Origin of the sequence: Caniella muris, assembly GCF_943193035.1 — a bacterium.
Lineage (GTDB): Bacteria > Actinomycetota > Coriobacteriia > Coriobacteriales > Atopobiaceae > Granulimonas > Granulimonas faecalis.
Map to the genome: position 1 here is coordinate 983,570 of NZ_CALPCK010000001.1, position 13,987 is coordinate 997,556.

At 70.8% G+C, this 13,987-nt stretch carries 11 protein-coding genes; 3 read left to right on the top strand and 8 right to left on the bottom strand.

What is annotated here, in order from left to right; translation table 11 throughout:
• The first annotated feature begins 175 nt into the window (after nt 1-175).
• The gene (locus tag NFR49_RS04255) at nt 176-514 is read left to right on the top strand and encodes a CDP-alcohol phosphatidyltransferase (protein ID WP_251158405.1); all 339 of its coding nucleotides are present in this window, start codon (nt 176-178) and stop codon (nt 512-514) included.
• Nucleotides 515-650: 136 nt separating this feature from the next.
• On the opposite strand, the gene NFR49_RS04260 is transcribed toward NFR49_RS04255, so the two are convergent.
• Nucleotides 651-1,301, bottom strand: a complete 651-nt coding sequence (locus NFR49_RS04260; RefSeq protein WP_251158406.1) for an HAD family hydrolase — start codon at nt 1,299-1,301, stop codon at nt 651-653.
• A gap of 185 nt (nt 1,302-1,486) precedes the next feature.
• Between NFR49_RS04260 and aspS the strand changes: the two genes are divergently transcribed.
• A complete protein-coding gene (aspS, locus tag NFR49_RS04265) occupies nt 1,487-3,241 on the top strand; it encodes an aspartate--tRNA ligase (protein ID WP_251158932.1) in 1,755 nt (584 codons plus the stop codon).
• 259 nt (nt 3,242-3,500) lie between these two features.
• Here the strand turns inward: aspS and NFR49_RS04270 are convergent, their stop codons facing one another.
• The 7 genes from NFR49_RS04270 to hisS all read right to left on the bottom strand — a co-directional run bounded on the left by NFR49_RS04270 (nt 3,501) and on the right by hisS (nt 12,914).
• Nucleotides 3,501-5,153 (bottom strand): 4Fe-4S dicluster domain-containing protein, encoded by a 1,653-nt coding sequence (locus NFR49_RS04270; protein WP_251158407.1) that lies wholly within the window; start codon nt 5,151-5,153, stop codon nt 3,501-3,503.
• 224 nt (nt 5,154-5,377) lie between these two features.
• Nucleotides 5,378-7,153: an ABC transporter ATP-binding protein gene (locus tag NFR49_RS04275; protein ID WP_251158408.1), complete on the bottom strand. Its 1,776-nt coding sequence runs from the start codon at nt 7,151-7,153 to the stop codon at nt 5,378-5,380.
• Nucleotides 7,150-8,886 carry an ABC transporter ATP-binding protein gene (locus tag NFR49_RS04280; protein WP_251158409.1) on the bottom strand — a complete coding sequence of 579 codons (1,737 nt, stop codon included), beginning with the start codon at nt 8,884-8,886 and terminating at the stop codon, nt 7,150-7,152. The genes NFR49_RS04275 and NFR49_RS04280 overlap by 4 nt, the downstream gene beginning before the upstream one ends.
• 27 nt (nt 8,887-8,913) lie before the next feature.
• A complete protein-coding gene (locus tag NFR49_RS04285; RefSeq protein WP_251158410.1) occupies nt 8,914-9,363 on the bottom strand; it encodes a MarR family winged helix-turn-helix transcriptional regulator in 450 nt (149 codons plus the stop codon).
• Nucleotides 9,364-9,794: 431 nt separating this feature from the next.
• Nucleotides 9,795-10,709, bottom strand: a complete 915-nt coding sequence (locus tag NFR49_RS04290; protein ID WP_251158411.1) for an RluA family pseudouridine synthase — start codon at nt 10,707-10,709, stop codon at nt 9,795-9,797.
• Nucleotides 10,710-10,723: 14 nt separating this feature from the next.
• Entirely contained in the window at nt 10,724-11,575 is an 852-nt protein-coding gene (locus tag NFR49_RS04295; RefSeq protein ID WP_251158412.1) for a hypothetical protein, read from the bottom strand.
• 19 nt (nt 11,576-11,594) lie between these two features.
• On the bottom strand, nt 11,595-12,914 hold the full coding sequence (gene hisS, locus NFR49_RS04300) for a histidine--tRNA ligase (RefSeq protein ID WP_251158413.1): 1,320 nt from the start codon (nt 12,912-12,914) through the stop codon (nt 11,595-11,597).
• Nucleotides 12,915-13,154: 240 nt separating this feature from the next.
• On the opposite strand from hisS, the gene NFR49_RS04305 reads away from it, so the two are divergent.
• Nucleotides 13,155-13,982 carry an amino acid ABC transporter substrate-binding protein gene (locus tag NFR49_RS04305; protein WP_251158414.1) on the top strand — a complete coding sequence of 276 codons (828 nt, stop codon included), beginning with the start codon at nt 13,155-13,157 and terminating at the stop codon, nt 13,980-13,982.
• Nucleotides 13,983-13,987: the final 5 nt, after the last annotated feature.

The following is a 13,987-nucleotide window of genomic DNA, read 5'->3' on the forward strand; positions in this document are numbered from 1 at the left end:
ACGCGCCGCGCACGACCCGCGCCCCCATGCGGCCCCGGACCGTCTCCGTGCGGTCCGGGGCCGTTCGCGGATTGGGCGACGGCCAAGCGCTCGGTAGGGACTGTTTTTAGGTACGGTTTCAGCCACAGGCGCGGACGGTCGTGCCGTCCGCATCCCCCCGAGGAAAGGACAGCCCATGGGTGTTCGTGCAGAAGAGGCCCTCGACCTCAATTACGACGGGCTCGCCGACTACCTGAGCCACAACCACTCGGTCTATATGGCCCTCGGCGACGCCATGTACTACCTCACCGACGTCAACGCCCACTACTGGCGCGCCCAGGACACCTCCAAGCTCAACCACAAGGGCCACTACTCCGACTGCAGCGAGCTCGTCCCCACCATCGGCGAGTTCCTCGGCCTCCCGTGGCTCGACGGCAGGACCGTCGCCGACGTCGCGGACGAGGTCACGTTCTACGCGAGCACCAAGCCCCGCTCCGAGGTCGAGGCCGAGGAGGCCGCAGCGGCGGAGGCGTAGGGGCGTATCCAAACGATTGAATAAGGGGCACGTGAATCGGTTAGAATCGTGTCCGGTAACGGCGGCGGGCAGACTCGGCCCCGCCGCCTTTCTCATGGCGCGGCGGGGCCCCGGCGGGCGGCCCCCGCAGACACGCTCAGCCCGCCAGGACGGCGTCGCCCAGCCCCTCCACGGAGTCCACGAGCTCCGTGGCGCCGTGGGCGGAGAGCCACTCCGGGTCGCGGAAGCCCCAGGTCACCGAGAGGCACGGGATGCCGGCGTTGGCCGCCGTGGCCACGTCGACCTCGGAGTCGCCCACGTAGACGGAGTTCGCCTGGTCGGCCTCGAGGGCCGCCATGGCGGCGTAGACCATGTCGGGGTCGGGCTTGCGGGGGATGTCGTCGCGCTGGCCGAGGACGAAGTCGAACACCCCCGGGAAGTGCAGGTCCATGAGCTCGCGGACCGCGAAGTCGCCCTTGTTGGACACCACGGCGCAGCGCACGCCGGCGGCGCGGAGGCGCCCCACCATGGCCACGACGCCCGCGTAGGGCCGGGTGTGGTCGTTGCAGTGGTCGGCGTAGTAGGCGCAGAAGTCCTCGAAGACGGCGTCCACCTCGGCCTGGGGCGTGCCCTCGGGGCAGGCGTCGGCCATGAGGCGCCTGAGGCCGTTGCCCACCATGGCGCGCACCTCGGCGCGGGTGTAGGGCGGGAAGCCGTGGGCGTCCAGGGTGTGGTTGAGGGCGAGCTGCAGGTCGTCCAGGGTGTCGAGGATGGTTCCGTCGAGGTCGAACACGGCTGCGGCGTACATGGGTTTCGGCTTCCTTTCGGGGTGCTGGGGATACCGGGGGCGTGGCCTCGCCGGTCGCACCCGTTGCTATGATAGGTGACCGTGCGCACGTTACGCCGTCTACGCAACCTGCGCCGTCTTGGAGCAAGCCGCCCGCACCGGCACGGGGCGGCAAGACGAAAGGAACCACAGTGTCAGAGTTCTGCATGGCCACCCACACCGCAGGCGAGCTCCGCTCGTCCGACATCGGTCAGGACGTCGTCCTGTGCGGGTGGGTGTGGCGCCGCCGCGACCACGGCGGCCTCATCTTCGTCGACCTGCGCGACCGCGACGGGGTCACCCAGCTCACGTTCGACCCCGACAACTCCGGCGGGGAGGCCTTCCACACCGCGGAGGCCATCCGTCCCGAGTGGCCCATCATGGTCTCGGGCACCGTGCGCGCCCGCCCCGAGGACACCGCCAACCCCAACCTGCCCACCGGCGAGGTCGAGGTGCTCGTCCACGAGGTCGTGGTGCTCAACACCAGCAAGACCCCGCCTTTCCAGATCGAGGACGGCATCGACACCGCCGAGGACACGCGCCTGCGCTACCGCTACCTCGACCTGCGCCGCCCGGAGATGCAGAGGAACCTGAAGCTGCGCAACGACTTCACCTTCGCCATCCGCTCCGCGCTCCACGGCGAGGACTTCCTCGAGGTCGAGACGCCCACGCTGGCCAAGTCGACCCCCGAGGGCGCCCGCGACTTCATCGTCCCCTCGCGCATCCAGCCCGGCAACTTCTACGCCCTGCCCCAGAGCCCGCAGCTGCTCAAGCAGCTCCTCATGGTGGGCGGCGTCGAGCGCTACTACCAGGTGGCCAAGTGCTTCCGCGACGAGGACCTGCGCGCCGACCGCCAGCCCGAGTTCACCCAGGTGGACCTCGAGATGAGCTTCGTCACCCAGGACCAGGTCATGGCCATGGTGGAGCACGTGCTCAAGGAGGCCTTCTCGGCCGTGGGCGTGGACTTCGAGACCCCGCTGCGCCGCATCCCCTACTGGGAGGCCATGGACACCTACGGCTCCGACAAGCCCGACACCCGCTACGGCATGCACCTCATGGACGTCAGCGACATCTTCAAGGCCAGCCGCTTCAAGGTGTTCGCCGGCGCCGCCAACACCGAGGGCGAGTGCGTCAAGTGCATCAACGCCAAGGGTGCCGGCGCATGGCCCCGCGCCCAGATCGACAAGCTCGAGAAGGTGGCCAAGACCCTGGGAGCCAAGGGCCTGGCCTGGATCGCCTTCCGCGAGGACGGCTCCGTGAACTCCCCCATCGTCAAGTTCTTCTCCGACGACGAGATGGACGCCCTCAAGGCGCGCGCCGACGTGGAGCCCGGCGACCTCGTGATGTTCGCCGCCTGCGCCCGCAAGGAGGCCGACGAGATCCTCGGCGGCATGCGCTGCCACATGGCCGACGCCCTGGGCATCGAGCGCGAGGGCCACGACTTCCTCTGGGTCGTGGACTTCCCCATGTTCGAGCAGGACAAGGCCACCGGCCGCTACAGCGCCGAGCACCACCCGTTCACGCTCCCAGTGGAGCAGGACATCCAGCTCATCGACTCCGACCCGCTGGCCGTGGGCTCCTACACCTACGACTTCGTCATGGACGGCTTCGAGGCCGGCGGCGGCGGCCTGCGTATCCACAACGAGGAGCTGCAGCTCAAGGTGCTCGAGCGCCTGGGCTTCACCGAGGAGAAGGCCCGCGAGCAGTTCGGGTTCCTCCTCGAGGCCCTCTCCTTCGGCGCACCCCCCATGGGCGGCTTCGCCCTGGGCCTCGACCGCGTGTGCATGCTGCTCGTGGGGGCCGACTCCATCCGCGACGTCATGGCGTTCCCCAAGACCTCGAGCGGCTCCGACCTCATGCAGGGCGCCCCGAGCCAGGTCTCGTCGGCCCAGCTGAAGGACGTGAGCCTGCGGGTGGACTAGGTCGCGGCGGCGGCACCCCCGACGGCGGCACCCCCGTCACGGCGCCGACCCCCGGCGGCACCCCCGGTCGGAACCTGAACGCGACCGGGGGCGCCGTCTTCCGCACCTGAACGCGGCTGAGGGCGGATTTCCCGTCCCTGAACACCGATGAGGGCGGCTTCCGACGCAGAACCACGTCGGAAGCCGCCCTCAATCGCATTCAGGTGGCGGTACTGCTAGGTGGCGATACCGTCAGGGGTGGCATCACGCCCAGGCGGCGTCACTGCTCCGCGGGCTCCTCCACCGTCTCCACCGACAGCGTCTCCCGCAGCTCCTCGGGGGCCGGGACCCGCCTCTCGTTGCGGGGCGGCACCGGGGCGTCGTCGGGCTCGTCGCGGCCCATGGCCAGAAGCTCGGGGAGCTGCATGCGGTAGCCGTTCTCCGTGGCGTTCTTGCGCGGGGAGCGCTTCATGTAGGCCTTGACCTGGGCCTGGGACTTCTTGATGCCCTGGAGGGTGCCGGCGCCGGCCACGCAGCCGCCGGGGCAGGCCATGCCCTCGATGAGGTAGCCGGGATACTTGCCCTTGACGGCGTCGCGCATCATCTTGCGGCACTCGTCGAGGCCCTCGGCGGCGAAGACGTTGACCTCGCGCTCGGGCTCCATGCGCTTGACCGCGTTGACCACGGCGTTCGCCACGCCGCCCGAGACGGCGAAGCCGCGGCCGTCGGCGCTGGCGGCCTCGAAGTCGTTGTCGTCGGGCTTGGGGAGGGCGGTGTAGTCGACATCCAGGGCCTCCATCATGCCCGCCACCTCCTCGAAGGTGAGGACGAAGTCCACCTCCGAGCGCACGGAGGTGCGCATGGCCTCGAGCTTCTTGGCCGAGCAGGGCCCCACGAACACGATCTTGGCGTCGGGGTGCTGCTCGCGCAGGAACCGTGCCGTGAGGGTCATGGGCGTGAGGGCCATGGAGATGCAGTTGGCGTTGTCGGGGAACTCCTTCTTGGCCATGGAGGCCCAGGCCGGGCAGCACGACGTGGCCATGAACGGGAGCTTCTCGGGCACCTCCTCGAGGAAGTCCTCGGCCTCCTGCACCGTGCAGAGGTCGGCACCGATGGCCACCTCCTCCACGCCGGAGAAGCCCAGGATCTCGAACATCTCCCGCAGCTTGCCCACGTCGCCGCGGCCGCCGTACTGGCCCACGAAGGCCGGGGCCACGGCCGCGATCACCTCGGCGCCGCTCTTGATGGCCTTGATGACCTGGAAGATCTGGCTCTTGTCGGCGATGGCGCCGAAGGGGCAGTTGATGAGGCACTGGCCGCAGGAGACGCAGCGGTCGTAGTCGATGTCGGCGCGACCCTGCTCGTCGGAGCCGATGCAGTGCATGCCGCATGCGGCGGCGCAGGGGCGGTTGCGGTGCACGATGGCGCTGTAGGGGCACACGCCGGCGCACCGGCCGCACTTGATGCACTTGTCCTGGTCGATGTGCGCCCGGTGGTTCACGAAGGAGATGGCGTCCTTGGGGCACACCTCCTGGCAGGGGTGGGCGAGGCAGCCCTGGCACTGGTCGGTGACCTTGTAGGAGTTCTCCGGGCACGCGTGGCACGCGAACTTGATGATGTTGATGAGGGGCGGCTCGTAGTAGGCCTCGGGGCGCTCGGCCTCCTTGAGGCCGTCGGAGATCTTGTTGGGCTCGTCCACCGGCAGGAGGTTGAGGCCCATGGCCAGGCGGATGCGGGCGCCCACGATGGCGCGCTCGATGAAGATACTCTCGCGGTACGTGGCCTTGTCGCCGGGGAGGATCTCGTAGGGGAGGCGGTCCGCCCAGTCGGGGTTGACGTCTCCGGCGAGGTAGGCCGCGCGGGCCACCTCGCGAAACACCCGGCGGCGGATCTTGGTCAGGTTGGTGTAGACCCCTCGCATGGTGTCGGGCATGGGCGCTCCTCTCCCCCGCCCGGGGCGGGCGGCGCGGACTCTCGGCATAGTGGTTTCATGATACGCGCCGCGAACGCCCGGGGCGGTGGAGACGGGAACGCCGCTGCCGTGCGGGAAAAGACATGCCCGCCGGCACCGGGGCGCGGGAGACGACACGGTGCCGGCGGTGGGACAGAAGTGCCCGACCATTGGGACAGAAGTGTCCGGGTGGTGGGACACGGGGGCTACGCGAACTGGGAGTTGTACAGCGTCGCGTACGCCCCGCCGGCCTCCAGGAGGCTGTCGTGGGTGCCCTGCTCGACGATGGTGCCGTGGTCCATGTAGAGGATCAGGTCGGCGTCGCGGATCGTGGACAGCCGGTGCGCGATGACGAAGCTCGTGCGGCCGTGCATGAGCCGGTCCATGGCGCGGCCGATCTCCACCTCGGTGCGGGTGTCCACGCTGGAGGTGGCCTCGTCGAGGATGATCACCGGCGGGTTGCGCAGGAAGATGCGGGCGATGGTGATGAGCTGGCGCTGGCCCTGGGACAGGTTGGAGCCGTCGTTGTCCACCACGGTGTCGTAGCCCTGGGGCATCGTGCGGATGAAGTGGTCCACGCGGGCGGCCTTGGCGGCCTCCACGATCTCCTCCCGGGTGGCGTCGGGCTTGGCGTAGGCGATGTTGTCGGCGATGGTGCCGCCGAAGAGCCAGGTGTCCTGGAGCACCATGCCGAAGTTGTCGCGCAGGCCGTCGCGGGTGAGCTCGCGGGTGGGGACGCCGTCGAGCGTGATGCGGCCGCCGTCGACCTCGTAGAAGCGCATCAGGAGGTTGATGAGCGTCGTCTTGCCGGCGCCCGTGGGGCCAACCACGGCCACCTTCTGGCCCGGCAGGACGCCGAAGGAGACGTCGCGCATCAGGGGCTTCTCGGGGTCGTAGCCAAAGCGCACGTGCTCGAAGGTCACGGCGCCGGAGGCGTCGGCCACCACCATGGGGTGGTCGCAGTCGGGCTCCTCCTCGGGGGCGTCCAGCAGCTCGAAGGTGCGCCGGGCGGAGGCGAGGGCGCTCTGGAGCGAGTTGACCATGTAGGCGGCCTGGACGAAGGGCTCGGCGGCCATGTTGACGTACTGGAAGAACGCCTGGGCCACGCCCACCGTCATGGCGCCCGAGAGCATCATGCCGCCGCACGACACGGCGATGACGGCCAGCGCCACGCGCTGGATGGTGCGCATGACCGGGTTCATGGAGTTCATGGCGATGTCGGCGCGGCGGGTGGCCACGCGGTTGGCGTCGGCGAGGCGGCGGACCTCGTCGTAGGTGGCCTGCTCCTGGTTGCAGGCGCGGATGACGTTGCGGCCGGTGTAGTACTCCTCCACAAGGCCGGTGAGCGCCCCCAGGGTCTCCTGCCGCTCGTCGGCCGCGCTGAGGGTGCGCTTGGAGATGAGGCCGCAGAGGACGCCCGAGAGCGCCATGAAGGCCAGGTAGACGAGGGTGAGGCCCACCGAGTAGTAGAGCATGACGCCGAGCACGCCCGCGATGGTGCCCACGGCGGTGATGAGCTGGAGGAGGCCCGTCTGCATGGTCTCGCTGATCTTGTCGAGATCGCCGGTCACGCGGGTGAGCACCTCGCCGGGCTGGTGGCCGTCGAAGAAGCGCAGGGGCAGGCGGTTGAGCTTGGCGGCGATGGACTCGCGGAGCTGCAGGTTGAGGGTCTCGGCCACCGACGCCATGAGCTGCACCGACGCCCAGTAGAAGACCACCTGGAGCACGTAGAGCAGCGTGAGGAGGGCGAGCGACGAGCCCAGGGGGTCCCAGGCGATGGAGAAGGACCCCTCCCCCGCCAGGGCGGGCTGCACGGCGGCCCACAGGTCGTTGACGGCCACGGCGCTCTGGAAGGGCGCCCATATGAAGACCACGAGGTAGAGCACGCGGAGAACGAGGACGGCCATGAGGCGCGGGCGCTGGGGGCCCAGCTGCCCGAAGAGGCGGCCCGCGACGCCGAGGCGGGATCCGTGGTTCATCATGACTGCACCTCCTGCTTGGTCTGGGACGCCACGATCTCCCGGTACACGGGGCACGCGGCCATGAGCTCGTCGTGGGTGCCCAGGCCCACGGGACGGCCCTCGTCGATGACGAGGATCTGGTCGGCGTGGCGGATGGTGCTCACACGCTGGGCGATGATCAGCACCGCGGCCTCGGCGGTCTCCCCCGCGAGGGCGGCGCGCAGGGCGGCGTCGGTCTTGAAGTCCAGGGCCGAGAAGGAGTCGTCGAACACGTAGAGCTCCGACCTGGCCACGAGGGCGCGGGCAATGGCCAGGCGCTGGCGCTGGCCGCCGGAGAAGTTGGAGCCGCCCTGGGCCACCGGGGCGTCGAGGCCCTCGGGCAGGCCGCGCACGAAGTCGGCCGCCTGGGCCACCTCGAGGGCGTGCCAGAGCTCGTCGTCCGTGGCGTCGGCACGCTCCCAGCGGAGGTTCTCCGCGATGGTGCCCGAGGCAAGCCACGCCTTCTGCTGCACGTAGCCGATGCGCCCCCTGAGGGCGCGCTGCGTCAGGCGGCGGACGTCCACGCCGTCCAGCTCGAGGGAGCCTTGGGTCACCTCGTTGAAGCGCATGATGAGGCTCGCGATGGTGGACTTGCCCGAGCCCGTGCCGCCGATGATAGCGGTGGTGGTGCCGGGCCAGCACTCGAGGTCGATCCCCGTGAGGGCGTCCTCCTGCGCGTCCTGGTAGCGGAAGCGCACGCGCGAGAACCGCAGGGTGGGCACGCCCTCCTCGGGCGAGGGTCGGTCGACGGCGTCCGGGAGGTCGTCGATCTCCGGCGCGTAGTCGAGCACCTCCTGGATGCGGCTGGCGCACTCGAGGGCGCGGGGCACCATGATGAACACGAACTGCGCCATCAGGATGTACATGAGCACCATGATGGCGTACTCCACGAGCGCCGTGATGTCGCCGATGCCCAGCTCGCCCACGGCGATGCGGGCGCCGCTGGTCCAGTAGACGGCGATCACGAAGACGTTCATCACCACGTACTGGAACCCGTCCACGTTGGTGAAGAGCTTGTTGGCCTTGATGGCGGTCTCCGCGTAGGCGGCGAACGAGGCGTCGAGCCGCCCGTTCTCGTGGCGCTGGCGGTTGAAGGCCCGCACCACGCGCACGCCCGAGAGGTTCTCGAGCAGCACCTGGGTCATGGCGTCGAGCTGCTTCTGCAGGCGCGTGAACAGCGGCGACACCGACCGCAGGATGGCGCCCACCACCACCATGAGCACGGCGATGGACGCCACGAGGAACCAGCCGGCCGTGACGTCCACCGAGAAGGTCATCACGAGCGCGGCCACGGCCATGAGGGGCACGGGCACCACCATGAGGATGGCCTGGGTGAGCAGGGTCTGCACCGTGGTGACGTCGGAGGAGGTGCGGGTGGTGACGGAGGCCACACCGAAGTGGCGGAAGTCGTAGACGGAGAGCCTCATGGACTTGGCGTAGAGCGCGCAGCGGATGTCGCGCCCCACGGAGGTGCAGAGCCCGGCGCAGAGGGCCGCGGCCGCCGTGGTGGCGACGCCCGTGACGAGGGCGACGAGCGACATCTGCAGGCCGGCCTCGACGAGCAGCGAGAACGACGCGTGGGCGGTGCCCAGGTTGAGGACCCGCGCGGCGACGGTGGGGATGGCGAGCGTGCCCACGACGTCCACGGAGAGCAAGAGACAGATGAGCAGGAACTTGAGGCGGTAGGGCTTCAGGAAGTGAAGGATCAGCCGCACTGGTTCTCCTTTCTTGCGGACGGGGCCTCAGCGGTTCAGCGAGGCCAGTGACGGGGCGAGGGCGGCGAGGTAGCGGCCCATGACGCGGTTGAGCATGGTCCGGTCGGCGGCGGGCAGCGCCTCCCACACGGCCTTCTCCGCCTCGTCGAGGGCCACGAGGTGACGCTCCACGAAGGCGTCCCCCTCCCCGGTGAGGCGGGCCCGCTTCACCCGGCCGTTGTCGGGGTCGGGCTCGAGCACCACCAGGCCCCGGGAGCAGAGCTGCTTGAAGGCGGAGTTCACGGTCTGGCGGCTCGCCCCGAGGTGGTCGGCCACCTCCGCCTGGCTCGTGAGGCCGTTGTCGGCCACGGCGGCCAGGCACCAGAACTCCGTGGGCGACACGCCGCAGCTGCGGGCGTACATGTCGTAGACGCGGTCGATGGCGGCGTAGGTGTCGCGGAAGGTCTCTACGGACCCGTCTTCGTTGGACTCTGCCATGGGTGGCCCCCTCTCGACGATGGCGGCGGCCGAGGGGTGCCGCGGCACCCGAGGGCCAACGGTCCGAAATCATACTGTATGAGTTCGGATGGTTCTGGGCCGCGGGCGGGGCGGGTCTTTCGTCCATGAAATCGTCACAGGAGACGGAGGGTGGGGCGGCCCACGGGGCGCCGAGCTGCACCGGGTGGCCGGTCGACGCACTTTTCGGCACCGGGGCCGGCGACATGCACCAGGTGGCTACTTGGTGCACCTACTGGCGCGAGAAGGGCGCCCTGACCTGCACCAAGTGGCTACTTGGCGCACTTTTCGGCATGAGAAGGGCGCCCCGACCTGCACCAAGTGGCTACTTGGCGCGCCTTTCGGCACGAGAGGGGCGCCCCGATATGCACCAGGTGGCTACTTGGTGCACTTCCCGGAACGGCGTCCCTCCCCTAGAGGGCGCCTTCGGGCACGAAGAGGGCCATGCGGTCGGGCACCGGCGCCTCCACGTGGACGCGCTGCCCCGTGAGCGGGTGCGTGAAGGCCTCCCGCCACGCGTGGAGCATGAGGCCGCTGGCCGCGGGGCCGCCGTAGAGGCGGTCGCCCACCACGGGATGGCCCGCCCAGGCCGCATGGGCCCTGATCTGGTGGCGGCGACCCGTGTGGATGGAGGCCGTGCAGAGCGTGGCCTCGCTGCCGCCGGGGAGGCGCACGGGGGCCACGGGCGAGATGCACGTCAGGGCCGGGCGGCCGGCCCCCACGTGCATGCGGCGCGCGTCGTGGCGGTCGCGGCCCACGGGCCGCTCCACCGTGAGCCCGTGGTCCACGGAGCCGGCCAGCAGCGTCAGGTAGACCTTCTCCATGGAGCCGTCGGCCACCTGGGCGTCCACGGCGGCCTGGAACTCCGGCGCCAGCGAGAAGAGCACGAGGCCCGAGGTGTCCACGTCGATGCGCTGCACCGGGTGGGCCTCCCTGACGCGCCCGTCGGCGGCCAGGCGCGCCTGCACGCGGTCCACGAGGCACTCGGCGCCGGTGCCGTCGGAGTGCACGAGCAGGCCGCAGGGCTTGTCGGCGGCGAGGAGCAGGCCGGCCGGGTCCTCCCAGGCCACGGCGGCGGGCTCGACGTCCGGGAACTCCGGGTCCGCCGGCTCCAAGAGGAGCTCCACCACGTCGCCGGGCTCCAGGGCCACCGGCGCCTGGAGCGGCACGCCCTCGCGGCGCACCCGGTGGGCCGACTCGGCGGCCGCGGCGGCCGAGCGGGACACCCCCGCGGCAAGGAGCAGCTCGCGGCAGGTGCAGGCACCGCGCACGGCCAGGCGCACGGCGTCGTCGGATGCGGACAGGACGCGGAAGGGACGGCGGGCCACGGGGCCTCCTCGGATCAGCGGGACACAGGGAGCAGCGGGCGCAGGACCTCCATGGCCCTGGCGGGGTAGCGCAGGCAGAGCTCGTTGCGCGAGAGGTCGCGGGCCACCGTGGGGGCGGGGGCGCCGAGGGCGCGGGCAAGGTCGTCGGCGCTCTCGCGGTAGGGGCGGCCGTCGAGGCCGCCCAGGGCGACCACGGCCCGAAGGCCCGGGGCCGCCCCGACGGGCACGCGCCACCCCTCCACGGCCGCCGTCATGGCCTCCACGACAGGTCGCGGCGTCACGGCGACGTCGGCGGCGAAGCGGTCCAGGTAGGCCCGGGGTATGGCCAGCCCGTCCATCTGGCTCGCGACGTAGCGGCGCCGCCTGGCCACGCGCTTGAGGGCGCGGTCCGCCGCCCCCACGGCCCTGTCGAGGGCCTCGGCCCCGCCGGGACGCATCAGGGCCGGGCCGCCCATGAGGCGCCAGGCGAGGCCCGTGAGCCAGGCCGAGGGGCGCGACCCCGGCACCTCGCGGCAGAGCACGTCGCCCACGAGGAGGGGGCCGGTCGCCCCGGTGCCGGAAAAGGCCGCCTCCACGGCCACCTGGCCGCCCATGCCCCAGCCGACCGTGGCCGCCAGGGGCCCGTGGGCGCGGGCCCAGTCCAGGAGGGAGCCCGCCTCGGCGGCTATGCCGGGGAACGCGCCGCCCGCGGCCTCGCCCCAACCGTCCCAGCCCGCAAGCAGGGCGAGGAGGCCCTCGGGCAGCTTGGACGACAGGGGCGCCACGGCCCACCAGCCGCAGAGCTCCGGGGGAAGGAACGCCACCACGGGCCGGCCGTCGGGCTCGGCCTCCTCCCCCGTCGCGGGGTCCACGAGATGAAAGATCACGGCGCGCCCCCTATCGGGTTCAGACGAGGTTCCGGACGGCCTCCACGAGCCCGTCCATGGGCACCTGCTCCTGCTCGTGGCTCGCCATGTCGCGCACGGTGGCGGCGCCGGCCGCGAGCTCGTCGGGGCCGATGACCACGCACAGGCGCGCGCTGTGCTTGTCGGCCTGCTTGAACTGGCTCTTGAGGGAGCGGCCCTGGTAGTCGGCCTCCACGCGCACGCCGGCACGGCGCAGGGCGAGGCACGCCGAGAAGACCGCGTCGCGGCACTCGGGGGCGGCGCAGGCCACGTAGACGCAGGACGGCTCGGGGCCGGCGAGGTCCACGCCCTGGTCCTCCAGGGCGAGCATGATGCGCTCGAAGCCCACGGCGAAGCCGATGCCCGGGGTGGGCTTGCCGCCCTCGAGCTCCATGAGGCCGTCGTAGCGGCCGCCGCCGCCGATGGCGCTCTGGGAGCCCATGCCACTCGTGACCTGCACCTCGAAGACCGTGCGCGTGTAGTAGTCGAGGCCGCGCACGAGGGTGGGGTCCTCCTCGTAGGCCACGCCGGCCTCGTCGAGGTAGGCCTTCACGCGGGCGTAATGATCGGCGCACTCGTCGCAGAGCTCGTCGGCGATCTTGGGCGCGGCGGCCATGACCTCGCGGCAGCGGTCGTTCTTGCAGTCGAAGGCGCGCAGCGGGTTGGTGTCGGCGCGGACGGCGCACTCGTCGCACATCTCGTCGGCGTGGTCGAGGATGAACCGCCTGATCTTCTCGCGGTAGGCGGGGCGGCAGGCGGGGTCGCCCATGGAGTTGACCAGCAGCCGCACGCGGGACATGTCGAGGCCCAGGGCACGGTAGAAGTCCATGAGCATGACGATGACCTCGGCGTCGAGGGCCGGGTCGGAGGCGCCCAGCACCTCGGCGCCGATCTGGTGGAACTGGCGCAGGCGCCCCTTCTGCACGCGCTCGCCGCGGAACATGGGGCCGGCGTACCACATCTTCACCGGCGCGCCGCCCTGGGGCACGAAGGTGTTCTCCACGGCCGCGCGCACGAAACCCGCCGTGCCCTCGGGACGCAGGGCCAGGCGCTTGCCGGGCTTGAGGCCGGCCTCGGAGCCCTTCTCGAGCACATTGGCGAAGTTGGCGCCCGAGAAGACGCGGAACATCTCCTTGCGCACGACGTCCGTGGAGGTGCCGATGCCGTGGACGAAGACGTCCACCTGCTCCATGGCCGGCGTCTCGATGGCACTGAAGCAGTAGCGGGAGAAGGTCTCGCGGGCGACGGCCTGCATGCGCTCCCAGGCGCGCATGCGCGCCCCGAAGAGGTCCTCGGTTCCTTCTGGTTTCTTGGCTTGCATGGGGCCTCCCGGCGGCTCTGGGTGGATCGATGGGGTCGACCTCCCATCTTCCCACCGCAGGCGGGGACGAGACAAGGCACCGGGCCGGTTTGCCACGGGGGCGGCGCGGCCGGGTTGCAGCGGCCCGGCTGCGGCGGCCGCCCGGTCCCGCCATTGTTGCCAGGAGGTGACGGAAACCGCCCAGACGCTTTACTGTGATAAAGTGACAGGCCACAGACCACCCCCGCCCGAGGAGGACCCATGGCCAAGAAGCTGCTCCCCACCCTCGTCTGCTGCGCCCTCGCATGCCTCGCCCTCGTGGGGCTCTCCGCCTGCTCCCAAGGGGCGCCCGGCGGCGCCCCCGAGGCCGAGGCGTCCACCGAGAAGCTCGTGGTGGGCTACGACAACTCCTACCCGCCCTACGGATTCATCGGCGACGACGGCAAGCCCTGCGGCCTCGACCTCGACCTGGCCCAGGCCGTCTGCGACAGGCTCGGCTGGGAGCTGGAGTGCCAGGCCATCGACTGGGACGCCAAGGACGCCCTCATGAACCAGGGGTCCATCAACTGCATCTGGAACGGCTTCACCATGGAGGGCCGTGAGGACAAGTACACCTTCTCCGAGCCCTACATGCTCAACGAGCAGGTGATCGTGGTGAAGAAGGGCTCCGGCATCGAGGGCTACGACGGCCTGGCCGGACGCACCGTGGCCACCCAGGTGGACTCCGCCGCCCTCGAGGTCCTCCAGAACGACCGGGCCGACCTCGCCGCCACCTTCGGCTCCCTCGACCAGATCACGGACTACAACAACGCCTTCGCCCAGCTCGAAAGCGGCCTGGTGGACGCCGTGGCCTGCGACCTGTCCATCGCCGCCTACCAGACCTCGGCCAACCCCGACGCCTTCGTCATGCTCGACGAGCCCCTCTCCTCCGAGCACTACGCCGTGGGCTTCAAGCTCGGCGACACCGAGCGCGCCGAGAAGGTCACCCAGGCCCTGAAGGAGCTCGCCGCCGACGGCACCGCCAAGGAGATCTGCGAGCGCTACGCCGAGTACGGCGTGGACTACGACGGCAACTGGACCCTCGGGTAGGCCCG

Excerpts from the sequence above, each read along its gene's own strand:
- NFR49_RS04255 (WP_251158405.1), top strand. The coding sequence starts at position 176 with ATGGGTGTTCGTGCAGAAGAGGCCCTCGACCTCAATTACGACGGGCTC.
- NFR49_RS04260 (WP_251158406.1), bottom strand. The coding sequence starts at position 1,301 with ATGTACGCCGCAGCCGTGTTCGACCTCGACGGAACCATCCTCGACACC.
- aspS (WP_251158932.1), top strand. The coding sequence starts at position 1,487 with ATGGCCACCCACACCGCAGGCGAGCTCCGCTCGTCCGACATCGGTCAG.
- NFR49_RS04270 (WP_251158407.1), bottom strand. The coding sequence starts at position 5,153 with ATGCCCGACACCATGCGAGGGGTCTACACCAACCTGACCAAGATCCGC.
- NFR49_RS04275 (WP_251158408.1), bottom strand. The coding sequence starts at position 7,153 with ATGATGAACCACGGATCCCGCCTCGGCGTCGCGGGCCGCCTCTTCGGG.
- NFR49_RS04285 (WP_251158410.1), bottom strand. The coding sequence starts at position 9,363 with ATGGCAGAGTCCAACGAAGACGGGTCCGTAGAGACCTTCCGCGACACC.
- hisS (WP_251158413.1), bottom strand. The coding sequence starts at position 12,914 with ATGCAAGCCAAGAAACCAGAAGGAACCGAGGACCTCTTCGGGGCGCGC.
- NFR49_RS04305 (WP_251158414.1), top strand. The coding sequence starts at position 13,155 with ATGGCCAAGAAGCTGCTCCCCACCCTCGTCTGCTGCGCCCTCGCATGC.